The 24,186-nt window shown below is 36.1% G+C and carries 24 protein-coding genes; 12 read left to right on the forward strand and 12 right to left on the reverse strand.

What is annotated here, in order from left to right; all coding sequences use genetic code 11:
• Positions 1-159: 159 nt before the first annotated feature.
• Positions 160-1,551, reverse strand: coding sequence for an amino acid permease (locus ABH959_RS20875; protein ID WP_002125290.1), 1,392 nt, complete (start codon positions 1,549-1,551; stop codon positions 160-162).
• 265 nt (positions 1,552-1,816) lie between these two features.
• On the opposite strand from ABH959_RS20875, the gene ABH959_RS20880 reads away from it, so the two are divergent.
• The 3 genes from ABH959_RS20880 to ABH959_RS20890 all read left to right on the forward strand — a co-directional run bounded on the left by ABH959_RS20880 (position 1,817) and on the right by ABH959_RS20890 (position 3,888).
• A complete protein-coding gene (locus ABH959_RS20880; protein ID WP_002029772.1) occupies positions 1,817-3,109 on the forward strand; it encodes an NCS2 family permease in 1,293 nt (430 codons plus the stop codon).
• 139 nt (positions 3,110-3,248) lie between these two features.
• On the forward strand, positions 3,249-3,449 hold the full coding sequence (locus ABH959_RS20885) for a helix-turn-helix transcriptional regulator (protein WP_113937928.1): 201 nt from the start codon (positions 3,249-3,251) through the stop codon (positions 3,447-3,449).
• 4 nt (positions 3,450-3,453) lie between these two features.
• Positions 3,454-3,888, forward strand: a complete 435-nt coding sequence (locus ABH959_RS20890; RefSeq protein WP_113937929.1) for a hypothetical protein — start codon at positions 3,454-3,456, stop codon at positions 3,886-3,888.
• Between the two features lie 33 nt (positions 3,889-3,921).
• On the opposite strand, the gene ABH959_RS20895 is transcribed toward ABH959_RS20890, so the two are convergent.
• The 8 genes from ABH959_RS20895 to ABH959_RS20930 all read right to left on the reverse strand — a co-directional run bounded on the left by ABH959_RS20895 (position 3,922) and on the right by ABH959_RS20930 (position 12,251).
• Complete coding sequence (locus ABH959_RS20895) at positions 3,922-4,359, reverse strand: GNAT family N-acetyltransferase (RefSeq protein ID WP_113937930.1); 438 nt, start codon at positions 4,357-4,359, stop codon at positions 3,922-3,924.
• Between the two features lie 14 nt (positions 4,360-4,373).
• On the reverse strand, positions 4,374-4,664 hold the full coding sequence (locus ABH959_RS20900) for a DUF4022 family protein (protein WP_113937931.1): 291 nt from the start codon (positions 4,662-4,664) through the stop codon (positions 4,374-4,376).
• Positions 4,665-4,682: 18 nt separating this feature from the next.
• Entirely contained in the window at positions 4,683-6,512 is a 1,830-nt protein-coding gene (locus tag ABH959_RS20905) for a monovalent cation:proton antiporter family protein (RefSeq protein WP_113937932.1), read from the reverse strand.
• A gap of 269 nt (positions 6,513-6,781) precedes the next feature.
• On the reverse strand, positions 6,782-7,093 hold the full coding sequence (qoxD, locus tag ABH959_RS20910) for a cytochrome aa3 quinol oxidase subunit IV (protein WP_002063824.1): 312 nt from the start codon (positions 7,091-7,093) through the stop codon (positions 6,782-6,784).
• Positions 7,094-7,696, reverse strand: coding sequence for a cytochrome aa3 quinol oxidase subunit III (qoxC, locus tag ABH959_RS20915; protein ID WP_002010602.1), 603 nt, complete (start codon positions 7,694-7,696; stop codon positions 7,094-7,096).
• Between the two features lie 13 nt (positions 7,697-7,709).
• A complete protein-coding gene (gene qoxB / locus ABH959_RS20920; protein WP_002063826.1) occupies positions 7,710-9,644 on the reverse strand; it encodes a cytochrome aa3 quinol oxidase subunit I in 1,935 nt (644 codons plus the stop codon).
• Positions 9,645-9,677: 33 nt separating this feature from the next.
• Entirely contained in the window at positions 9,678-10,553 is an 876-nt protein-coding gene (locus tag ABH959_RS20925) for a cytochrome aa3 quinol oxidase subunit II (protein ID WP_002134440.1), read from the reverse strand.
• Between the two features lie 282 nt (positions 10,554-10,835).
• Positions 10,836-12,251, reverse strand: a complete 1,416-nt coding sequence (locus ABH959_RS20930; RefSeq protein WP_404493115.1) for an amino acid permease — start codon at positions 12,249-12,251, stop codon at positions 10,836-10,838.
• 381 nt (positions 12,252-12,632) lie between these two features.
• Here ABH959_RS20930 and ABH959_RS20935 point away from each other — a divergent pair, with 381 nt between their 5' ends.
• The 8 genes from ABH959_RS20935 to ABH959_RS20970 all read left to right on the forward strand — a co-directional run bounded on the left by ABH959_RS20935 (position 12,633) and on the right by ABH959_RS20970 (position 20,311).
• Complete coding sequence (locus ABH959_RS20935; RefSeq protein WP_404493116.1) at positions 12,633-13,343, forward strand: C39 family peptidase; 711 nt, start codon at positions 12,633-12,635, stop codon at positions 13,341-13,343.
• Positions 13,344-13,472: 129 nt separating this feature from the next.
• Positions 13,473-14,648 (forward strand): amidohydrolase, encoded by a 1,176-nt coding sequence (locus tag ABH959_RS20940; RefSeq protein ID WP_113937935.1) that lies wholly within the window; start codon positions 13,473-13,475, stop codon positions 14,646-14,648.
• A 1-nt stretch (position 14,649) separates the two neighbouring features.
• Positions 14,650-14,847 carry a DUF3311 domain-containing protein gene (locus ABH959_RS20945; protein WP_002029838.1) on the forward strand — a complete coding sequence of 66 codons (198 nt, stop codon included), beginning with the start codon at positions 14,650-14,652 and terminating at the stop codon, positions 14,845-14,847.
• A complete protein-coding gene (locus tag ABH959_RS20950; RefSeq protein ID WP_113937937.1) occupies positions 14,844-16,316 on the forward strand; it encodes a sodium:solute symporter family protein in 1,473 nt (490 codons plus the stop codon). Before ABH959_RS20945 ends, ABH959_RS20950 begins: the two co-directional genes overlap by 4 nt.
• A 101-nt stretch (positions 16,317-16,417) precedes the next feature.
• Positions 16,418-17,896 carry a spore germination protein GerLA gene (gerLA, locus tag ABH959_RS20955; protein WP_113937938.1) on the forward strand — a complete coding sequence of 493 codons (1,479 nt, stop codon included), beginning with the start codon at positions 16,418-16,420 and terminating at the stop codon, positions 17,894-17,896.
• Positions 17,897-19,021 carry an endospore germination permease gene (locus ABH959_RS20960; RefSeq protein WP_002169135.1) on the forward strand — a complete coding sequence of 375 codons (1,125 nt, stop codon included), beginning with the start codon at positions 17,897-17,899 and terminating at the stop codon, positions 19,019-19,021.
• Positions 19,005-20,171: a Ger(x)C family spore germination protein gene (locus tag ABH959_RS20965; protein ID WP_002186981.1), complete on the forward strand. Its 1,167-nt coding sequence runs from the start codon at positions 19,005-19,007 to the stop codon at positions 20,169-20,171. The genes ABH959_RS20960 and ABH959_RS20965 overlap by 17 nt, the downstream gene beginning before the upstream one ends.
• An 11-nt stretch (positions 20,172-20,182) precedes the next feature.
• Positions 20,183-20,311, forward strand: coding sequence for a hypothetical protein (locus ABH959_RS20970; RefSeq protein ID WP_002029830.1), 129 nt, complete (start codon positions 20,183-20,185; stop codon positions 20,309-20,311).
• A 63-nt stretch (positions 20,312-20,374) separates the two neighbouring features.
• On the opposite strand, the gene ABH959_RS20975 is transcribed toward ABH959_RS20970, so the two are convergent.
• The 3 genes from ABH959_RS20975 to ABH959_RS20985 are packed head-to-tail and all read right to left on the reverse strand — an operon-like array spanning position 20,375 to position 22,729.
• The gene (locus ABH959_RS20975; protein ID WP_002125307.1) at positions 20,375-21,775 is read right to left on the reverse strand and encodes a nucleoside recognition domain-containing protein; all 1,401 of its coding nucleotides are present in this window, start codon (positions 21,773-21,775) and stop codon (positions 20,375-20,377) included.
• Positions 21,753-22,475 (reverse strand): FeoB small GTPase domain-containing protein, encoded by a 723-nt coding sequence (locus tag ABH959_RS20980; RefSeq protein ID WP_002010621.1) that lies wholly within the window; start codon positions 22,473-22,475, stop codon positions 21,753-21,755. The genes ABH959_RS20975 and ABH959_RS20980 overlap by 23 nt, the downstream gene beginning before the upstream one ends.
• Positions 22,472-22,729, reverse strand: a complete 258-nt coding sequence (locus ABH959_RS20985; protein WP_002090873.1) for a FeoA family protein — start codon at positions 22,727-22,729, stop codon at positions 22,472-22,474. Before ABH959_RS20985 ends, ABH959_RS20980 begins: the two co-directional genes overlap by 4 nt.
• Positions 22,730-23,238: 509 nt before the next feature.
• Between ABH959_RS20985 and ABH959_RS20990 the strand changes: the two genes are divergently transcribed.
• Entirely contained in the window at positions 23,239-24,138 is a 900-nt protein-coding gene (locus ABH959_RS20990) for a phosphate ABC transporter substrate-binding protein PstS family protein (protein WP_139367925.1), read from the forward strand.
• Positions 24,139-24,186 lie beyond the last annotated feature (48 nt).

The following is a 24,186-nucleotide window of genomic DNA, read 5'->3' on the forward strand; positions in this document are numbered from 1 at the left end:
ATATATGTGCTTTAATAATGTAATTTATTTTTCTGAAAAAATAAAGACAGAAAACGTAAAAAATATTAAAAAATTGTAAAAATAACGTGAATTTTGTTGAGAAATATTTATATAGGCAATAAAAAATCCCTTCCAATTAATAAGGAAGGGATAGCTTGTTTAACTAATTTTTGAATTAGGTGTTTCATCGATCTTATGAAACCCTTTCATGTAATACACGATAGCTAAGCCGATAAGCCAAATTGGGCCAATGATTAATGCAATTCGTGTATCTTCTGAATACGCCATAATACCTAGTACAAGTGCGAGGAAGCCAAGTGAGAAGTAAGAGCTTAATGGATGTAAAGGCATTTTATACGTTAGCTTGTCTTTTTTCTCAGTTGGTAATCCTTTACGGAATTTAATTTGAGCGACTAATATTATACCCCAAGTCCAAATTGCCCCGAAAGTTGAAATACTAGTTAGCCATGTAAACACTTTTGCAGGAACAAGATAGTTTAATATAACGCCAACGAGTAAAACAATCGCAGTTGCTATAATACCTTGACTTGGAATGCCATTTTTATTTAAACGTCCAAATCGTTCAGGTGCTTTCTTTTGTTGTGCTAGTGTAAATAGCATACGCCCTGTACTAAATAAACCACCGTTACAAGAAGAAAGTGCAGCTGTTAATACAACAAAGTTAATAATACCTGCTGCTTTTGCAATGCCGATTTGTTGGAATGTTAATACGAATGGACTTCCTTTCTCGCCAAGTTCGTTCCATGGATAAATTGCCATCATAACGAATAATGCCCCGACGTAAAAGATTAGGATTCTCCAAAATACGTTATCGATAGCTTTTGCGAGTGTTTTCTTCGGGTTTTGAGCTTCACCAGCTGTAACACCAATTAGTTCAACGCCTAGATAAGCGAATAATACCATTTGTAAGGAAAGCAATAATCCAGAGAAGCCATTTGGGAACCAGCCCCCATGTTCCCAAAGATTTGAAATACCAGTTGCAACGCCGCCATTTCCAAATCCGAATAGAATAATACCAAAGCCAATCACTATCATACAGATAATTGTGACAATTTTAATGAGAGCAAACCAAAACTCAAGTTCTCCAAATACTTTTACTGATAAGAAGTTGAAAGCGCTCATTAATAATAGAGCGAGTAGTGCCCAAGTCCAGCGCGGGATATCTGGGAACCAGTACTGCATGTAAATTCCAGCCGCCGTAATTTCAGCCATACAAGTAACAACCCATAAGAACCAGTAGTTCCAACCAGTAATATAGCCAGCAAGTGGGCCGATATAATCATTAGCATATTTACTAAAAGAGCCGGCAACCGGTTGTTCAATTGCCATTTCTCCGAGCGCTCGCATAATGAAAAAAATAACGAGTCCAGCGATCATATAACCTAGTAAGATGGAAGGACCAGCTAGTTTAATAGCAGAAGCAGATCCTAAAAATAGCCCAACGCCAATAGCCGAACCGAGTGACATTAAAGTAATATGTCGTTCTTTTAAACCTCGATTTAAAGTTCCAGATTTGTTTGTGTGCTGCATAAGAAGAATCCCCCTTGTAGAATGAGTTGCCTAAATATTTAACTATTTCAAATTATAAAACATTTATATCTGTTATGCTACAAAAATAATCAAAATGAACTGTACTACATCTGAACTTGTCAGACTTAAACTTAAAATTCTCACTATTAGAGAATATATTGACTCTTCTTTTTATTGATTGTTAAGATTAAGTATTATATTTTCTCACATACTAGTAAGAAAAGAATGTGTGATAATAATTCAGGTGTAGGAAGGGTACATAGCCATGTTTCAATTACAAAAATATAACACTTCTGTGAAGCAAGAGCTTTTAGCGGGCATCACAACTTTTTTTACATTTGCGTATATTCTTGTCATCAATCCGAAAATATTATCTGATGCAGGTGTACCATTTGATCAAGCGTTTACGGCAACTATTATTGCGACAGTTATTGGGACGCTATGTATGGCGTTTTTAGCTAATTATCCAATTGTTATTGCTCCAGCTATGGGGATGAATGCATATTTTGCTTATTCTGTCGTTCAACAGGCAGAGGGGATTACGTATGTCATTGCGTTTTCGGCAGTATTTGTAACAGGTATCATTTTTCTTTTATTATCTTTCACTTCATTTAGGCAAAAGCTAATTATCGCAATTCCTGACAGTTTAAAACATGCAATTGCAGGTGGAATTGGACTATTTATTGCTTTTATTGGATTACGTCTATCTGGAATTATCGTGGATCATCCATCTAACTTAGTTACGATTGGTGATTTTCATTCTCCAGCCGTTATTTTAACTTTAATTGGTTTAATTTTAGCGGCAGTATTAATGGTATTACGTGTGAGTGGTGCATTATTTATTAGTATGATTGTGACAGGAATTATCGCCTTCTTTACGGGGCAACTGAAGTTTGAGGATAAAATTGTAGCGATGCCTCATTTACCAGAGGGTATTATCGTTTCAAATCCAATCAATGCTTTTTCAGATGTAATTCAGTATGGATTATATGGTGTTGTATTTTCATTTTTACTTGTACTTTTATTTGATACGACAGGTGCATTACTCGGTTTAATTAAACAAGCTGGTTTAATTACAGATAATACAGAGAAACGTTTTGGCAAAGCGTTTATTGCAGATGCGATTGGCGGAACGACAGGTTCTATCTTCGGAACAAGCCCAACAGCAGCAACGATTGAATCGTCAGCTGGTATTGCTGCAGGTGGTAAAACTGGATTAACAGGTATTGTAGTTGTTGGTCTAACGATTATAACGGCATTTTTCAGCCCTGTTATCGCGTCTTTATCAAGTGTAGCTGCTATTACAGCTCCTTCATTAATTATTGTAGGTAGTTTAATGGCACAAAGCATTCGTGATATTAATTGGAATGAATTTGAAGATGCATTACCAGCATTTTTGATTTTCGTTGGTATTCCGTTAACGTCTAGTATTGCAAATGGAATTGCAATTGGATTTTTAGTGTATCCAGTATTAAAAATTGTGAAGGGGAAAGGGATGGAAGTACATCCGTTACTATATTTATTTACAATTTTATTTGGATGTCATTTATTCTTATAGTATAGAGATAGGAAAGGGGTCTTCTTATGAGAGGCTCCTTTTTTGTGTATAATAAAGTGAAAAAAACAAATCAATTACGTAAAATATAAATTACTTAATGGAATATATATGTTACAATAAAGGCAGAGGAGGAACATGAATGGCTGTAAGTAAAATAAAAGTCGCACGTGTTCAGTTAGATTTAACACAACAACAATTAGCAGAAAACGTAGGCGTCACAAGGCAAACAATTAGTTTAATTGAGAAGGGGAAATACAATCCATCTTTAGATTTATGTTTGAAAATTTGTTATGCAGTAGATAAAACATTGAATGATTTGTTTTGGGAGGAAAAGGAGTGATAGGGTGAAAATCGTGAAAGATGAACGTTTAATGATTGAGGGATTAAAACATATTAGATTGGCTTTCATCTTACAAAATGTCGTCATACTAGGCATTGTTTTTTACCGTTACGTCTTGCAAGGGGCAGGGTATGAAAGTGTTTCGGATTTATTAATGGTATTTATGGGCGGGATAATAGTTATTAACTTTTTAAACTTAAAAAATTCGGTGGAAGTGTATGAGCATACAGGGGGAGTATCTCGTAGTTATTTCATGAAACTATTATTAATTCCAGTAGGGATTGTTATTGGGATTTTAGCTATTTGTATCATTGTAACACCGGATATTTCGATAAAGGAAATTAGTATAACAGGACTTATTATGTTTGTTTGCTTTTTAATTCCTAGTTTGTTTATATACATATATATGAAAAAAATAAAAAGTGAAAAAGAAATATAAGAAAAGCTTTCTGCAATATGCAGAAAGCTTTTCTTATATTTCTTTATACATTACTTTATGTAGTCCTATTGGATCAATCTCGAAGATTTCACCATGCTCATGGAAGTCTAATCGTTTGTAATAATCCGCTACGGTAATTCGGGCATTACACCATAGAATATTTGCTTCGCGTTCTTGGAGGACTTGTTCAGCTTTACGGATTAAGGAGCTGCCAGCATGCTGGTTTCGGAAATTAGGTAATGTTGCCATTCCTCGTAGACGATAGTGGTTACCAGCTTTTAAATCAGGATGTATTTCTTTAGAGAAAGAGGCGATGCTAACAAGTTCATCATGTAGAAATGCACCTAAATGAAAGGCGTCTGTTTCGTAATCTGAATCGTATTTACAATCTTCTAATGATTGATTGGGACGCAAAACCTTTTGGCGTAATAAGTATGTTTCAGATGCATCAATATGTTTCACTGTAATCATAATATCACCCTTTCTTATAAGCCTTTTTCTATAAGTTGTAAGAAGAAATATGCGGGTGCAACGAGAAGTCCTAGTATGCTAGCTGTTCCGAGAAGGAGTGAAATTAAGAGACAAAAGTACTTAATTCCATTCGGTTTTTTCCATCCATAACTACAAATTTCAATGCTAATACCGATGAGAATAATGGCGACGAGTACTTCTGCTAATAATAAGAGAGCTAAAGTTGAAATAGACATAATGTGATTCATCCCCATAATATGTGATAGTAACATTTTACCATATAAAATTGAAAAAATGCCCCTCATTTATGTGAGGGGCATTTTCTATTCTAATATGTTTTTCATTGTATCAATATGTTCTTTTGAACCCGTTACAAGTAAAGTATCGCCATGCTGTAACTTCGTATCACCATGTGGTATTAATGCTTTATTACCACGGTAAATTTGAATGACAAGTACATCACCTAGAAACGGAAGGCGACGAAGTGCTAAGCCGTTATATTTATTACTCCGTAGTTCAACCTCACGCACCGTTTCATTTGCTGTTGTAATCAAGCGAACGAGACTCGGTTTATCAATAAGTGCACGTAATAAAATACGTGTAGAGTTAATAGTCGAGAATACAGCGATATGTTCTTGAGTCGCTTTTTCTTGTAGAAGGGGATCTTCTACACTTGCGATGACGTGTTCAACACCTAATTCTTTTGCGTGTTCTGCTAATAATAAGTTTTGTTCATCATCACTTGTCGCAACAACAACACGGTCTGCTTCGAAAGCTTGTTGCTCCATTAAAGATTGAATAGTAATATCATCTAATTTTACAATAGGGAAGTCATGAGATTTCGCTTCCTCATCATTTATTTTATTTTGACGTATCATATATAGTGTTACGTCATAATCTTCACGTTTTAAATCAAGTGATAACGGAAGGGTAATTCTGCTTGCACCAATAATAGATACTTTCGGTTTTGGTGTTTCCACTTTTGGAAACATCTTTTTAAATAATATAGGTGCAAAAATACAAGTAATAACTGCACTTAAAATAAGAGATGCTGATAAACTTGGGCTAATGATGCCTAGCTTTTCACCGATTTGTGCAGCCGCAATAACTAAAGAAAGTGTTGATGTTAACAAAATAGCACTTCCGAGTACGATATTGCGTGGGTACCATTTTCGTAAGACGAGTGATGGCAACAGTTTTGAAATAAAGAGTCCCACAATTAGAATTGGGATCATTAGCATACTAGAAGGCTCGTTAAAAATAGACCATACTTCTAGATTTACACCAACCATTACGAAGAAAATAGGAATGAAGAAGCCATATCCGATGGAATCAAGTTTTTCAACCATATCTTCATTTGGTGATAATAAAGATACGAGTACACCTGCTAAAAAGGCTCCCAAAATATTTTCTGCCCCAACAGATTCAGATAATCCAACTAATATTAAGATGAGTGCAAAAACAGCTCGTGTATCAATTTGTACACTACCGGCTTTTAAGCTTTCTAGGTATGGAATATTTTTAAACCGTCTTGCGACAAAGTAAATTACAATACCAGCACCGAATAGAAGAAGTAGAAGCCACATGCTTTGGCCACTTTCGGAATTTAATCCGACGAATATAGCGAGTAAAATCATTGTAACTAAGTCTGCAATAACAGCGACTAATAAAATGATTTGCCCGATTGCGGTTTTTCCTAAGTTATTTTCTTTCAATGTTGGTACGACAACACCTAAAGAAATAGTTGAAATAATTAAAGTCATGAACATTGCATTGTCTACGAATCCTAGCCATACGAATATTAATGATAGGGCATAAGATAAAATGAAAATAAACAAGAAGATAATGCTTGCTGCTTGGAATGTGTTCGGTTCGTTTGTCGTATTCTTTTTCCCTTTTTGTTTAAAGATCGAAAAGTCAATTTCTAAACCACTTAAAAACATTAGGAAGATAAACCCTAGTGTTGATAAGACTTGAAGCCACATATCGGGCTCAATGATGTTAAATCCACTTTTACCTACAAAGATTCCTGCGATAATTTCTGCAACAACGACAGGAAGTGCTTTTAATTTAAAGCGCTGTAACAAAAGGGGAACGAAAAACGCGATTGCGACGACAACCATAAGTGATAGAACAGAAGAATGATGTTCCATTGCGTTCTCTCCCTTCAAATAAATATAGTAACTATTTAGCCATATAATAGGAAGAAAAGCAACGGATATGGTTTCGATTTCATAAAGAAAGAGTTTTCTTAACATTTGTCATAATAAGTATATCTTTCATGATTTTGTTGTTAATTCCGTAATGTGGATGTAATAGGGGGAGGGGATAAAGTGAAACTTTAATCAGTGGGGGTCTTACTGCTCGTTAATGCGGGATAAAAAAAGACTGCTGAGGAATCCCAGCAGTCTTTTCATGCAAATTACATTGAGAAGAAGATCCATACAGTAAGACCAACTGTTGCAGCTGCAACGAAGAAACTGTATATCATTGTAAGAATTTGAATTCTTCCTTCTCCTTCTTTTAAATGCATGAACATAATTAATTGTAATAAAGCTTGCGCAACAGCCATTATGATAATAGTTGTTAATATCGTTGAAAGTGGCAGGGTTGTATAAAGTGCCACGTATAAAGCTAGAAACGTTAGTGCAAGCGATAAAATAAATCCGAAAACGTGTGACCATGGGAATCCGCTATGCCCATGTCCGTTTGCTTGGTTGTTATTTTGACCCATTTACGCCACCATCCCGTTCAAGTAAACTAGTGTGTAAATAAAGACCCAAACAAGATCAAGGAAATGCCAGTATAAGCTGATAATAAATACTTTACGAGCTGTAACTGGTGTTAAACCTCGTTTTAAAATTTGGATAATAACACAAGTTGCCCAGATGATACCACCTGTTACGTGGGCACCATGCGTTCCAAGAAGAACGAAGAATGCCGATAAGAAAGCACTTGTTTGAATCGTTGCACCTTCACCAATGTACATAATGAACTCTTCGATCTCGAAGAATAGGAAACCTGCACCTAAAAGTAAAGTTAGTATAAACCAGGCTAACATTCCTTTTTGATTGTGTTTACGCATTTCATGAATTGCGATACCACATGTGAAACTACTTGTTAAAAGTAGTAGTGTTTGAATTAAAAGCGTTTTAAGTTCAAACAGTTGCGCTGGTGTTGGGCCATCTGCCGTACGACCAGCAAGGACTAGATAAGAGGCGAAAAGTGTTGCGAACAGCATAATTTCAGCCCCAAGAAAAATCCAGAATCCTAGGATATTCAACCTGCTTTGCTCGGATTGATATTCCAAAGGTAAGCTTTTATCTAAAGCCGCCATGTCATTTCACCTCTCATGCTATATGTTCTGTTTCTTTAATTTCATCAACGCTTACGTAGTAGCCATCATCATAATCGAATGAACGATAGATTAAGCAACCTAAAATACCAATACCACCGATTGCTGCAATCCAGAACCAGCTAAATACTAATGCAAAACCTGCAAGACCGAAGAATAAAGACGCAATAATAGGCACACCAGAATTACTTGGCATGTGAATTGGTTTTAATTCATCTGCTGTTGGTGTAATTGTTTCTCCACGTTTTTTCATGAACCAGAAAGCATCAGCTTCTTTAATTTCAGGAAGTTTCGCGAAGTTGTAATGTTGTACAGGAGATTGAGTTGCCCATTCAAGTGTACGGCCGTCCCATGGATCTCCAGTTGTGTCACGCTCACCGTGACGTGCACTCCAAATTACGTTATAGCAAAGGATTAGGAAGCCAATAGCCATCATTACAGCACCAACAGATGCGATTTGGTTTAGCCAGCCCCATCCAAGACTTTCAGAGTAAGTGTACATACGACGAGTCATACCGTCTAAACCTAAGAAGTACATTGGGAAGAAACAGATGTTAAATCCGCTCATAAAGATCCAGAATGTCCATTTACCTAGGCGTTCATTTAACATATGACCTGTCATTTTTGGATACCAGTATGTGAATCCAGCAAGCATAGCGAATACTGTACCTGCGATTAATACGTAGTGGAAGTGAGCAATTAGGAAGTAGCTGTTATGGTATTGATAATCAGCTGCTGCCATTCCAAGCATAACCCCTGTAACTCCACCAACTACGAAGTTTGGAATAAATGCCAATGACCAAAGCATTGGAACTGTAAAACGAATACGTCCTTTATACAGTGTAAACAACCAGTTAAAGATCTTAACACCGGTTGGAATCGAAATCGCCATTGTCGAAATCGAGAAGAATGAGTTAACCGCTGGACCTGCACCCATAGTGAAGAAATGGTGAAGCCATACGACGAAACTTAGTAAAGAAATTGCAACCATCGAGTACACCATCGCACTGTAACCGAATAGACGTTTACGTGAGAATGTACTAATGATTTCAGAGAAAATACCGAATGCCGGTAAAATAACGATATATACTTCAGGGTGACCCCATACCCAGAATAGGTTGGCCCATAACATCGGCATACCGCCGCTCGCCATCGTAAAGAAGTGAGCATCGAATAGACGGTCAAATGTCATTAATGCAAGAGCAACTGTTAATACTGGGAAAGCGAAAATAATGATAATTGTTGTAATTAAGATTGACCAAGTAAACATTGGCATTCTCATTAATTTCATGCCAGGTGTACGCATTTTTAAAATAGTAACTAGGAAGTTAATACCTGTCATTAACGTACCGAGACCTGAAATCTGTAATGCAATTGCGTAGTAGTTATTTCCTACACCAGAAGTAAACTCTGTACCTGCCATTGGGAAGTAAGAAGTCCACCCAGCGTCTGGAGAACCACCGATTACGAAAGCGATGTTGAATAACATTGCTCCGACAAAGAATAACCAGAAACTTAAAGCATTTAAGAACGGATATGCAACGTCACGAGCACCAATTTGTAATGGTACTACAAGGTTCATTAATCCCATAACGAATGGCATTGCCATGAAAAGAATCATTACTGTACCATGTGTTGTAAAGATTCCGTTATAGTGTTCAGCGTTTAAATAAGTTGTTTCTGGGAATGTTAACTGTGCACGGATCATTAAACCATCCATACCACCACGGAATAACATTATAACGGCAGAGATAATATACATGGTCCCTATTTTTTTATGGTCAACAGTTGTCAACCATTCATCCCAAAGCCATCTCCATTTTTTGTACTTTGTTAGTACGAAAAGAATCGCTAATGTCACAAGAACGATAGAAGCGTCAGCTCCGTAAATAATTGGGTCACCTGTGACAAAAAATTCATCAAGCTTCACTGTGTTCACTCCAATCTGTTGGAATAATAGCTATTATTTTTTGTTTTTGTAGTAGTTGTAATCACAATATTCAAGTGATTTTGGATCTACATAACTTAAGTGGTGACTAGAGAACGTCATACGCCCCACTACACCAGGTTTAATAATTTCGTTGTATTTCTTTTCTGATAATTTAGGGGCAGTTTCTTGTACTTCTTTTACCCACTTATCATATTTCTCTTTAGTTTTTGCTTCAACTTCGAACTCCATGTGAGTGAATCCTTCACCAGAGAAGTTCGAACTACGACCTAGGTAAGAACCTGGCTTGTCAGCTTGTAAATATAAGTCCATGATCATGCCATCCATTGTATACTTCATACCACCAAGTTCTGGTACCCAGAAAGCATTCATTGGACCGACAGAAGTCAGCTTAAATTGAATTGGTACACCAGCTGGGATGTTTAAATAGTTAACGGTTTCAATTTTTTCCTCCGGGTAACTAAATAACCATTTCCAGTTTGCAGATGTAACATAAATTTCAACTGGTTTAATATGTTTGGACTCTTGCGGAACCTCTTCCGAAGCATAAGTTGCTTTAACTGTTGGAATCGATAATGCGATAACGATAATAACAGGAATAATTGTCCAAATGATTTCTAATAATGTGTTACCATGTTGATCAGGTGGCTCATAGTCCATATTCTCTGGTTTTTCACGATAACGAATCAAGATGACTGTAAACAAGATGAATACAATTGCGATAATTAATGACATAAGCAAGAATGACCAAACAATTAAATCATACTGTGCTTTTGCAACAGGTCCTTGCGGATTTAATACTGCGAGTTTTTTATCACAGCCACCGAGGAACAGAAGTAATGATAACGGAAGAAGCGAAGCCAACTTCCAAAACGTTTTCTTTAGTTGCACGATTGAAAATCTCCTTTCTCCTTGGATTGAAACTATGCCAATAAAACAATATAAACCTATTAATTTATAGAAGGCAATAGTTTTTGTCATATTGTTAAAAAATAGACACAAATGCACACTTTTTAAGGTGAATATCATTTGTAACTTGATAACATTGTAAACTATTTTCCAGATAAAAACATGATTGTGGAAATTTTAAGATAAATAAAGTTATACCAAGATATCCAAGAAATAGAAAAAAGCTATCTTATTATAAGGAAGATAGCTGAATGTTTTGTATATTTAGTTTATTTCCTGAGTTATATTTTTTTTCTGTTCAAATGTGACAACTTTTTTATATTTTACTTGGTATAAAATGTAACAAATGATCATAAATGGAATCCCGCAATAAAGAGCAATTCTCTGATCTGGAATGAAAGCTAAACTAACAAATGTAAGGAAATTGAGTGAGAAAGCTACGATTGGAACTATTGGATAAAGTGGTGTGCGGTATTTTAAATCATTTATGTCGCCGCCATTTTTCACGAAATTTCTACGGAAGAAAAACTGTGAAGCTGCAATCGACATCCAAACAACAACAGCAGCCATTGCTGCAATAGAAGTTAAAATTAAAAAGACAGTATCTGCTGCAAATATACTTGTTAATAAAGAAAGGCTTGCGAAAATTAGACTGAAAATTAACGCATTTAGTGGTACACCTCTTTTAGTTAACTTCGTAAAAGCTGGACTAGCCATTCCTTGTTTTGCCATTGCCCAAAGCATACGAGAATTTGCGTATAGGCCAGAGTTAGCTACGGATAATACAGCTGTAATAATAACAAAGTTCATAATGTCCGCTGCATAAGGGATACCAGCCACATCAAATACAAGTACAAATGGACTTTCAACTAGATTAGCCTCTTGCCACGGGAGTAAACCGACAACAACTGAAATTGCTAGGACGAAGAAGAATAGAGTTCGCCAAATTGTATTTTTGATTGCTTTTGGAATTGTTTTTTCAGGATTTTCACTTTCTCCTGAAGCGATTCCGATTAGTTCTGTTCCTTGGAAGGAGTAATTGACTGTAATCATCGTAAGAAGAACAGCTAATGCACCGTTTGGAAATAGCCCGCCATTTTCAGTGAAATTGTGAAGCATCGGAGCTGGTTTTCCGTTAAAGTCGAGTAGACCGAACATAACTGCACCACCGAGTACGATGAAAATAACAATTGTTGCGACTTTTACACTTGCGAACCAAAATTCCGTTTCTGCATATGCTTTTGCTGATAAAGCGTTCACAAGGAAGAGTGCTGCTGCAAATGTAACACACCAAATCCAAGAAGAAACGTCTGGAAACCAGCGTTTCATTAAAATGCTAACAGTCGTTAACTCTACTCCAACTGTAACAGCCCAATTTAACCAATACATCCAACCGACAACAAATCCAAAACCAGGTGAAATAAATTTGCTTGCATAGCTTTGGAATGAACCTGCTTCTGGCATAGCCACTGACAATTCACCAAGACATAACATCGTTAAATACATAACGAAACCACCGACTAAAAATGCGAGAATAGCTCCGCCTGGTCCTGCATTATGGACGATTTGTCCAGAACCCATAAATAATCCCGTTCCAATGACTCCGCCAAGTGCGATCATGAATAGGTGTCTACTTTTCATTGTTCGTTTTAGATCTGTTTGTTCTACTTGTTGATTCATATGCCCCTCACCCCATATTTTCTTGTATGTGTTAACTTGATTTCATTCTGGGTTTTTAATCATTAGTGGGGGATGAAAAACATACTCGGCTTATTTTGTTGTGAACTGAGTATGTAAAAGATAACTATGACTAAATACCTTAGAATGTTTATTAACCTAGTGAAATAAAATCAATTACTTCACTAGGTTAATGATTTTTATTTTAGCAAAAAATTCTGAAAAAGTATATCGTTTTTTCTTTTTATTAAAAATAATTAGAATTTTACAACGATATAAGTGTGAATAATAATTCACAGAATCTTTCTAGCAAACTAGTAAGAAGAAAGGTACAATGATAAGAGTTGTGTCTGTAAAATAATAATTAATGGAGTTTTGTTTATAATGAAAAAGCTAAAATATCTTTTTGTTTTTGGAATTATACTAGCTGCCGCGTTTTTTATAGGGAAAGATAAAATTATACAAAAGGCGCAAGTGCTACGCTTAGATTTTCTATCTGAAATGAAAGAAGCGGCTATGATTGAAGATGTTCCATTTATAAAACAATTACCAGAATTACCTCGTGGATGTGAAGTGACAGGTTTAGCTATGCTACTACAACATAAAGGTGTACAAGTAGATAAGATGCAACTCGCTAGCGAAATTCATCGTGTTCCATTTGAACAAAATGGTTTGCGTGGAAATCCTTATGAGGGATTCGTTGGAAATATTTACACGAAAGCTGAGCCGGGATACGGTGTATATAATCAACCGATTTTTAATTTAGCAGAAAAGTATGTTCCTGAAAAAGTAATTAATTTAACGGGTAGAGACGTGCAAGATCTATATAAAGTAATTAGTTCTGGCTCTCCAGTATGGGTTATTATTAATACAACGTTTAAGCCGCTAGCTGAAAGTAGTTTTGAAACATGGAATACAAGTTCTGGTGAAGTGAAAATTACATATTTTGAGCATAGTGTAGTAGTGGTTGGATACGATCAAAACTTTGTATATGTAAATGATCCTCTAAAAAACAATCCACGTTTCGCTGTTCCTCGTGCTGAATTTGAAAAGGCATGGGAGCAAATGGGGAAACAAGCAATTACTATTTTATAAAATGAAAAGTCATCTTGCGATGGCTTTTTCTTTTTGAATATTTATTATAGAAAATTCTGAAAATTCTTTTAGAAGTTAACAATTCACGCTATAATAACATTTAACTTGGTAAAGAAGGGGAGAAGAGAAATGGATGTCGCAAAGGAACTTGTTTTATCAAAGAATCAGTTGATTGAGTGGAGAAGGCATTTTCATAAGTATCCAGAGTTATCTTTTCAAGAGGAAAAAACATCTCAATTTGTATTCGACATACTTCGGGAAATCCCGTATTTAGAAGTCTCAAGGCCTACTAAATATAGTGTAATGGCAAGGTTAATTGGTAGGCAGCCTGGTAAAACTATCGCGGTTCGTGCTGATATGGATGCTCTTCCTATTCATGAAGAAAATAAGTTTGATTTTATTTCTATATATCCAGGTGTGATGCATGCGTGTGGTCACGATGGTCACATGGCAATATTGCTTGGTGTAGTACATAAGTTGGTAGAGGAAAGAGAGAAAGTTAAAGGAGAGATTCGCTTTTTATTTCAACATGCAGAAGAAAACTTTCCGGGCGGTGCAGAGGAAATGGTCGCAGCGGGAGTGATGACAGGTGTGGATTACATTATTGGTGCTCATCTTTGGGCGTCATTAGAGGTTGGAAAAGTAGGTGTAATTTATGGTCCTGCGATGGCGGCGCCGGACGTTTTTAAAATTACGATAGAGGGAAAAGGTGGGCATGCTGGAATTCCGCATGAAACAGTTGATAGTATCGCCATTGGTGCGCAAGTAGTTTCGCAAATTCAGCAAATTGTATCTCGCCTCACGAATCCGTTAGATTCTCTCGTAGTATCTGTTACACAATTTCATTCTGGGACAACTCATAATGTTATCCCGGAACAAGCGGAGATTGAAGGGACAGTGAGAAGTTTAAGGCATGAATTAAGAGAAGAAACAAAGAAGAAGCTTGAAAGGATTGTAAAACATATTACAGAATCCTACGGTGCTAAGTATACATTTTCTTATGAATATGGATATCGCCCAGTTGTGAACGATTATGAAGTTACAGAGCTTATTGAACATACAGCATTACAGCTTTATGGAAGAGAAAGGGTTGTTCGTTTACAACCAACGATGGCAGGAGAAGATTTTTCAGCATTTTTACAAAAGGCACCAGGGACGTTCTTTTTTATAGGGGCAGGAAATGAAGAGAAGGGAATTGTATATCCGCATCATCACCCTCGTTTTACAATTGACGAAGACGCATTACCAATTGGAGTGGAAGTCTTTGTATCATCCATTATGAATTTTATAAGTAAAGGAGAATAAGATGAAGAAAATACACGTGCTAGCACTTATTCCAGTTCTTTGTTTAGTAGTTGGACCAGTATTTGCAAATTCGGTCACTCCTTACGTATGGGGGATGCCATTTTTATTATTTTGGGTACTATTATCAGTGCTCATTACGTCTCTTTGTATGGGTCTTGTGTACGTATTCGATCCTGCTAATAAGGGGGACGTAAAATGACTGCATTATTTATCATTATTATATTTTTGTTTCTCGCACTATTTTTAGGAATTCGGGCACAACATGGAAAAGATATGAATTTAGAACAATGGTCAGTTGGAGGAAGAGGATTTGGAACTATTTTCGTTTTTCTCCTTATGGCAGGGGAAATTTATACGACGTTCACATTTTTAGGAGGAAGTGGCTGGGCTTATAGTAAAGGAGCTCCTACATTTTATATTTTAGGGTATGGTGCATTAGCTTATATTTTATCGTATTTCTTATTGCCTCCAATTTGGAAGTATGCAAAAGAACATAACCTCATTTCACAATCAGATTTCTTTGCGAAGAAATACAGGAGTAAGACGCTTGGGGTAATTGTTTCAATTATTGGTGTTATTTCGATTATCCCGTATCTTGTTTTGCAATTAAAGGGATTAGGAATTATCGTTTCGGAAGCTTCCTATGGAAGAGTGACACCTGTTATTGCGGTATGGATTGGTGCTATTGTTATAACTATTTATGTAATGGTTTCAGGTATACATGGATCGGCTTGGACAGCTGCTTTGAAGGACATTATGATACTATTCATCGTTATGTTTTTAGGTATATATTTACCGTATCACTATTACGGAGGATTTCAACCGATGTTTGAAGCTGTAGAAGCTGCAAAACCAGGTTTTTTATCTTTACCTGAAAAGGGAATGAGTATTTCTTGGTTTGTTTCTACTATTATATTAACGGCTCTCGGTTTTTATATGTGGCCTCATACATTTGCCTCAGCTTTCTCAGCGAAAAGTGAAAAAGTATTTAGGAAAAATGCAGCAATTATGCCTCTCTATTCTTTAGTTTTGCTTTTTGTGTTCTTTGCAGGTTTTGCTGCTATCTTGCAAGTTCCAGGGTTAAAGGGAGCGGATGTAGATCTTTCATTATTCCGTCTGGCTCTTCAAACGTTTGATCCTTGGTTTATTGGGATTATTGGTAGTGCGGGGGTGTTAACGGCATTAGTTCCCGGTTCCATGCTTGTTATGGCCGCTTCTACATTATTAGCAAAAAATATTTATGGAACGATGGTACCATCCGCCTCTGATAAACAAGTTGCAAAAGCAGCTAAGCTATTTGTACCTGTCGTGACGCTTATTGCCGTATTATTTACCTTTAAAGGTGGAGAGACGATAGGTGCTCTTCTTTTAATGGGATACAGTATAGTTACGCAACTTTTCCCTGCGCTTGTATGTAGTTTGTTTCCTCGTCAAATTATTACGAAACAAGGTGCGATTGCGGGGATGGGAATTGGGTTGTTAATTGTCGCATATATCACCTTATCTGGTTCTACTATAGCTACGATGTTCCCGGGTGTCCCGCAGTATATGAAAGATTTGAATGTAGGTATAGTCGCGTTGTTAGTTAACATTATTGTGATGCTTGTAGTTAGTGGATTCACAAGAAATGTATCTGTAAAGACCGATAATATAATAGTAGAAAAGTAATTCGTATGTTAGAGCTATCTTCGAAAAGAGATAGCTCTTTTTTGTATATATTTTCTTCTATTAGCGGAATCTAACTAAAAACTTGTTGAAAAGGAAGTTAGGTGGGGAAATTGTTAGAGCTAAAAGGTAACTTGTTTGAAGTTATGAAGGAAATTAGAGATGAGTTAGGTTCACCTAATGATTTAACAATTAGAGAAGTTGCTCTTGCTGGTAGTTTTACACGTTGTGCGGTTGTTTTCTTATGTGGATTGACAGATAAGGATAATGTTTATAAATATGTAGTTCGTACACTTCAATATGAAGAAATACCAAATGAAGCAGCTGTGGTTCAGACATTATTGGATCGTTTTATTTCTATTGCAGAAGTCGGTATGAAGACGACTTTTCCAGATATTATAAATGCGGTTTTAGCAGGAGATACAGTCATATTAATTGATAATATTCAAACGGCTATTGTTGTTAACAGTAGGGCTTGGGAGAAAAGAAGTCTAGAACCGCCAGTGACAGAAGATTTAATTCGTGGACCGAGGGTTGGGTTAAATGAAGATATTAATGTGAATAAAATGTTAATTCGCCGTGGTTTACGTGATCCGAAGTTACGGTTTCAATCTTATATTATGGGGAAGCGATCGCAGAAAGAAGTAACCCTAGTATATATAGAGGATATTATTAACCCTTACATCGTAAACGAGCTAGATCGGCGTCTTCAATCAATAGTGACAGATGTCATTTTTGAGACAGGAACGATTGAGCAATTAATTCAAGATAATAATTTATCGCCGTTTCCGCAGTTTTTAAATACAGAAAGACCAGATAATATAGTGGCTGCATTGGCGAAAGGGAAAGCGGCCATTTTAGTAGATGGGTCACCATTTGCTCTTATAGCTCCACTAGTATTTGTTGATATTTTTCAATCTGTAGAAGATCATTATGAGCGTTGGATAATTGGAACGTTATTAAGAATGTTACGTATGGGATCAGGTATTGCTGCTGTTTTATTACCTGCCATGTACGTAGCGCTTGTATCGTATCATCAAGGGCTTATTCCATCTAAACTAGCTTATTCCATTGCGGGAGCGAGAGAAGGGGTACCGTTTCCTGCTTATATAGAAACGTTAATGATGGCATTAACGATGGAATTAATACGAGAAGCCGGGATTAGGCTTCCGAAACCGATGGGACAAACAATTGGCATCGTAGGCGGTCTTGTAATTGGAGAAGCGGCAGTAAATGCGGGGATTGTAAATCCGTTTTTAGTAATTATTATTGCGGTTACCGCAATTGCTACATTTTCACTTCCTGTATATAGCATTACGATTACATTTCGAATTTTACTTTTCGTCTTCGTGTTAGCTGCAACTGCTTTTGGGTTATACGGAATCATTTTAGCTCTTATTGCACTTGCAATCCATATTACAAATTTAAAGAGTGTTGGGGTACCGTATACAACACCTATTGCTCCTGCTTTTTATAAAGATTGGGAAGAAGAATTGGTTCGTCTACCAAAATCAATGTTAAAAGAGAGACCAGAATATTTACAAACGAAAGACTCTACACTACGTCCAAAGGAGCGAGAGTAATTGAAGCCATTTGAATATGGGGATGAAGAAATTGGATCTCGGGAACTTGGTTTTGCGGTATCGTCAACAATTATCGGTATAGGTGCATTATCTATGCCGCGAGATATTGCTACGCAAACTTTATTTTCGGACGGTTGGATTATTTTGCTTTTGGGTGGATTAATATGTGCAATTTTAGGTTGGTTTGTAACGAGGGTAGCTATTTTATTCCCAAAACAAAACTTTGTTCAATATACGAGTGCACATTTGACGAAGCCTGTTGCATACACAATTAGTAGCATTTTAGTATTAACGTTTGCTGCTTTGACAGCATATGAATCGCGAATGATTGCAATTATTTCACAAACGTATTTGTTTAGTGATACACCAGTACAACTATTGTCGTTCTTTTTCCTATTAGTTGTTATTTATGGAATAGCGGGGTCGAGAGCGGCTCTATTAAGGTTAAACGTTTTATTCTTACCTATCGTTTTAATTGCAATCGTACTGCTTTCTTTATTGAATGTGAACTTAATGGAAATAGATAATTTACTACCGGCTTTTCAAACGGACGTCAGTCAATATGCTGTAGGAGTTAAAAATTCTATTTTCACATTTATCGGATTTGAGGTAGCTCTGTTTTATGCCGTGATGTTGAACGATAAGACAGCGAAAAAAGCGCCAATGGCAGTTGCAAAAGCGGTGATAGTAAACGTTTTGTCATACATTTTAATTTATGTAACTTGTATTAGTGTTTTTTCGTATATGACAACACGTGGATTGACATTTCCAACAATTGAACTAGGGAAAGAAATTGAAATTGGTGGAGGATTTTTAGAGAGATTTGATGCGATTTTTTTTACCACTTGGATTATTACTATTTATAACACTACAGCAATGTATTATGACGTCGCATCTTTATTGTTTTGTGCTATGTTTCCAAAAGTGAAGAAACACGTATTTATTTTTGTGAGTGCTCCTATTATTTTTATGGTGAATATGATACCTGGCAATTCGAATGATTTATCAAGTTATGGGACTTATTTAGCTTGGATAGATATGGGGTTTGTTGTGTCAGCACCTTTGCTAGTTTTTATTGTATATAAAATAAAAAGAAGGAATGGTGGCAATGAAACACCTTCTTAAAATTATAATAATTATGTTTTTAGCTGGATCTATTAGTGGGTGCTCTGAGCTGGAGGAGATAGAAGAAAGGGGATTTGTAGTAGGGGCGGCTTACGATATCGTGAAGGAAAAACAATCGAATCCAATTATGAAAGGGACGTATCAGATGGTGCTCCCAAGTAAATTGTCGCAACAAGGTGGACAAGGGGATGGAGATAGCGAAAATTATATTAATGTTAGTGCGAAAGCAGATAGTGTCTTTGAGCAAATACGAATTATCGCTAAAAAAATTAGTCGCTCATTATTCTTTCCGCATATACAAGTGATAATTTTTTCTAAAGATTTACTAGCGAATCCATATGTTTTACAAAATACGTTAGATGTATATATTCGCGATCATGAAATGAGAAGAAATATTCGTTTGTTCGTTTCTAAGAAAAATGCAGAAGCTATTTTAAAGCAGAGTGCCAAGCCTGAAAATTTGCCAGCGCAGTATATCGATATGTTAGCTGAACATCCTCCGAAAAATGCCCAAATGATTGAGGCTGCAAGAATTGGTGAAGTACAGGAAAAGATGATTTCTAACCAGAGTTTCGTATTACCTATTCTCGAACTAACAAAACAAGGGGTACAAATGAACGGAGCGGCGTTGTTTCGCGGGAAGGATAATAAGTGTGTAGGCATTTTGAATGGGGAAGAAACGTTAGGAATGAATTATATAATAGGTAAAAAAATTGGAGGTTTTTTTACTATCCGTAAAAAGAATCAACTTATTACATATGAAATTCATAAGCTGCATCGAAAAATTAAAGTATCTACAACGGATGCTACAAAACCAAAGTTTAATATTCACTTATCTCTGGAAGGTACATTGGCCGAGTTGCACTTCAGTGATCATAAAAAGGTTTTGAATGAAAAGCGTTTAGAGAAGGATATTTCGGAGGAAATGGAGAAACGCATCCAAAAATCGATTAAGCTTGTTCAAAAAAAATATAAGGTAGATGTATTAGCATTAGGGGAAGTATATAAGCGACATAATTATAAAGAGTGGAAGAAGATAGATAAGAATTGGGATCAAGGTGAAAAATACTTTAGTAATGCTGAAATTACTGTTCATGTTCATCCAACGATTGCACATTCAGGTTCAGCTTTACCGAAGAGAGTGAAATAAGGTGATGTAAGTTGTTTACTGGATTGGGAATTAGTTGCACGATATTAATGGCGGTTCTTCCGGGAGCCATATACTTCATTCATAAAAAAATTACAACGTATGGAGCGCAGCCGTGGAAAGAAAAAAAGAAACCTGAATAATTTCAGGTTTCTTTTGCGCAAAGCATATGTGAAGGGGGATACCTTCTATGTATGCTTTGTTTTTTATACAAGTCCTAACCAATGTACCAATTGTGTAGAGAGGAATGTAACAACAATGGCAATGACAGTAGGGATTGCGAACGATAAGAATGTCCATTTTGCACTTTTTGTTTCTTTATATATGTTAACTAGTGTTGTTCCACATGGGAAATGAAGAAGAGAGAACAACATTGTGTTTAACGCGGTTAACCAAGTCCAACCGTGTTCTAAGAATAGATTTTTAATTTGATTAAAATCATCTATTTCAGTTAAAGCACCAGTTGATAAGTAAGACATTAATAAAATCGGAATAACAATTTCATTAGCTGGTAGTCCAAGAATAAACGCTGCTAGAATAAATCCGTCAAGTCCTAACATTTTAGCAAATGGATCTAGGAAGTTTACAAAATACATAAGTAAGCTTGTGTCACCGATGAAAATATTAGCAAGTAACCAAGTTAATGCAGCTGCAGGGGCAGCTACAACTACAGCTCGTTTTAAAACATATATTGATTTATCGAGTGTTGCACGTACAATTGTATTCCAAACTTTTGGCTTACGGTACGGTGGTAACTCAAGTGTGTAGTGAGTCGGAACACCTTTTAAAGCTGTTTTTGATAGTACCCAAGAAACGGTTAATGTCATAATGACACCAATTACAACCATTCCAACTACAACGCCAGCAGTAACAAGTGTTTGCATACTACCTGTATAACCAGCAGCCATAAATAATGAAGCCATTAAAATTAACATAGGCCAGCGACCGTTACAAGGAACGAAGTTGTTTGTTAAGATTGCAAGCATACGTTCACGTGGTGATTCAATAATACGTGTTGACATGATGGCAGCTGCATTACAACCGAATCCCATTGCCATTGTTAAAGATTGCTTGCCATGTGCACCAGATCGTTTGAATAAGCGGTCCATGTTAAATGCGACACGTGGTAAATATCCGTAGTTTTCTAATAGCGCGAACATAGGGAAAAAGATTGCCATAGGTGGTAACATAACGCTAATAACAGCACCGATACCGCGGAATAAACCAAGTATTAAAATGCCATGTAGCCATTCTGGTGCATGCATTGCTTGGAACCAAGATGTTAAATATCCTTCTACCCAGCCAAAGAACTTAGCGATCATATCAGAAGGTACGTTAGCGCCTGCAATTGTAAGATAAAAAATAATAGATAAAATACCGAGCATAATTGGGAATCCCCAGATTGGAGATGTGAAAATTTTATCTAGTTTTTCAGAACGATACAATTTATCGGTATTTGTATATTGAACAGCTTCTTTACATATACTTGCGGAGGTTCGATAAATATCTCCGACAATATCATCTCGTATATCTTCTTTTGAAAGTGTTTGTGCATGTTGAACAATATAGTCCAGTGGAAGAGCTTTACTGGCTGAGTGAGATTCCATTGATTATAACCTCCCTTACAAGTGGTTCGTTATGGTGTTTTTGAAGTGTAGTTAAGAAATTTTTATCTCCATCTAATATACGTAATGCAATCCAACGTGCTGGATACGTATCACCGAATACTTTATAAATTTGTGGTTCTAATTCCTGAATCATATTTTCGATTTTATCGTTATAAGTAATTTTAATTGGTGTTGGAATTAGTTTTTTATTTGCTACTTTAGCGATGACATTTAGCAAATGACCAATGCCTACTCGGTTGCGAGCAGAAATCTTCACTACAGGTACACCGAGTGATTTTGCTAATTTCTTTTCGTCAATAATGATTCCTTTTTTCTCCGCTTCATCAATTAAGTTAATACAAATGACCACATCGTTTGTCATTTCCATCACTTGGAGTGCTAAATTTAAATTTCTCTCCATTGCAGTTGCATCTATAACAACTACAGTTACTTCTGGTTTTTCAAATATAATATAATCTCGTGCTACTTCTTCATCTGCCGAATTTGAATACAGTGAGTAAGTTCCAGGTAAATCTATTATTGTATATATATTTCCGCCATGCTTATATTCCCCTTCAGCCTTTAAAACAGTTTTCCCCGTCCAGTTTCCAGTATGTTGTTTTAAGCCTGTTAAAGTATTAAATAATGTACTTTTCCCGGTATTCGGGTTACCAGCTAACGCAATGCGATGGTTACTCATCTGAAATCATCTCCTATTAATACCCCGAAAATAAGGGAGCTTTCTTCACTACGCAGTGCAATAGTTGTGTTGCTTACTTGATAAGCGACTGGGTCTCCAAGTGGGCTGCGTTGTAATACTTTAATTGTCGCTCCAGGAAAAAAGCCTAAATCTAATAAGCGTCGTTTCATAGTTCCTTCTAATTGTATCTTCTCAATTTGTACAAATTCCCCTGTTCTGAATTCGGAAAGGGGTTTAGTATTAGCCGATACCATAAAAGTTACCTCATCTCTATATTTTTAGTTTTAGTTTAAAAAGTTTCCTTAGGTAAACTTTTTGATACTAATATAGTAGACTACATTTAATGATGCTGTCAATTAGTACTTTAAAAATATTCAAATATTTTTAGAATTGTTCCAATTTATTTAGTTGTACCGAAAAATATTACTGGAATTCTTCTTAATGTAAATGAAGTAAGAGTGTGAAAGTTAAAAAATATAAAGGAATTGTAAATATAGTTTTAATCTAAAGGGCAAAATAAAGAAAAATATTTACATTGAATTTACATTGTTAAGATTAAATTTACAATACTGCGTGTTTAGTGTGGGTTTTGTTGGCTTTTTTAACTGTAAATGTTGGAATGTCTAGCTTTTATGGGATGTTACCTCCATTTACTTAAACTTAAAAATTGCTTAACACTCACATAATATTGTTGTCCTACAATGAATTTGTGTTCGAAAGAAGATGAATTCGAAAAGTGATAATCCAAATGGGGGTACAAGACATGATTATGAAAAAGGGTATTAAATTTTCTTTAGCGGCTTTAGTTGTTGCAGGTGCATTAGTTGGATGTGGAAAAACAGAAAGTACGGATAATAAGGAAGCTGCTAAAGGTAGCGATGCAAAACAAGAATTATCAGGTACGATTGCAGCGGCTGGCTCTACAGCTCTTCAACCTCTTGCGGAAGAAGCTGGAAAGAAATTCATGGAGGGAAATTCAAAAGTTTCTATTCAAGTTCAAGGTGGCGGTAGTGGAACTGGGATTAACCAAGTAGCATCTGGTGCAGTACAAATTGGTAATTCGGATGTTCCGGCTTCAGATAAAATAAAAGATGCTGAAAAAGCGAAAGAATTAGTAGATAACAAGGTAGCGGGTATCGCATTCGCACTTGTCGTAAATAAAGATGTAAAAGTTGATAACTTAACAGCAAAACAAGTACAAGATATCTTCACTGGAAAAGTGACAAACTGGAAAGAGTTAGGCGGAAAAGATGAAAAAATCAATGTAATTAATCGTCCAGCTTCATCTGGTACACGTGCTACATTTGAAAAAACAGTTATGAAAGAAGCTAAAATTAATGATGGAACTGGTACAACACAAGATTCTAACGGTGCAGTAGAGCAAGCGATTAACTCTACTCCAGGTTCAATCAGCTATTTAGCAATGTCTTACATGGTTGGCGATAAAAAAGGTGCATTGCAAACTGTGAAAATTGATGGTGCTGAACCGAAAGTTGAAAACATCTCTGCTGGTAAATATCCATTCTGGTCTTATGAGTACATGGTAACTAAAGGTGAGGCGAAAGAAGCGACAAAAGCTTACATTGACTATGTAAAAGGTAAAGATTTCGAAAAACAAGTAGAAGATATGGGTTACATCCCAATGTCTAAATTAAATAAGTAATAAAATTTTATGGGGCTGGCTGCAAGGCCAGTCCTGTTCATTTCAATC

Origin of the sequence: Bacillus sp. RC51, from assembly GCF_044908115.1 — a bacterium.
Taxonomy (GTDB): domain Bacteria; phylum Bacillota; class Bacilli; order Bacillales; family Bacillaceae_G; genus Bacillus_A; species Bacillus_A mycoides.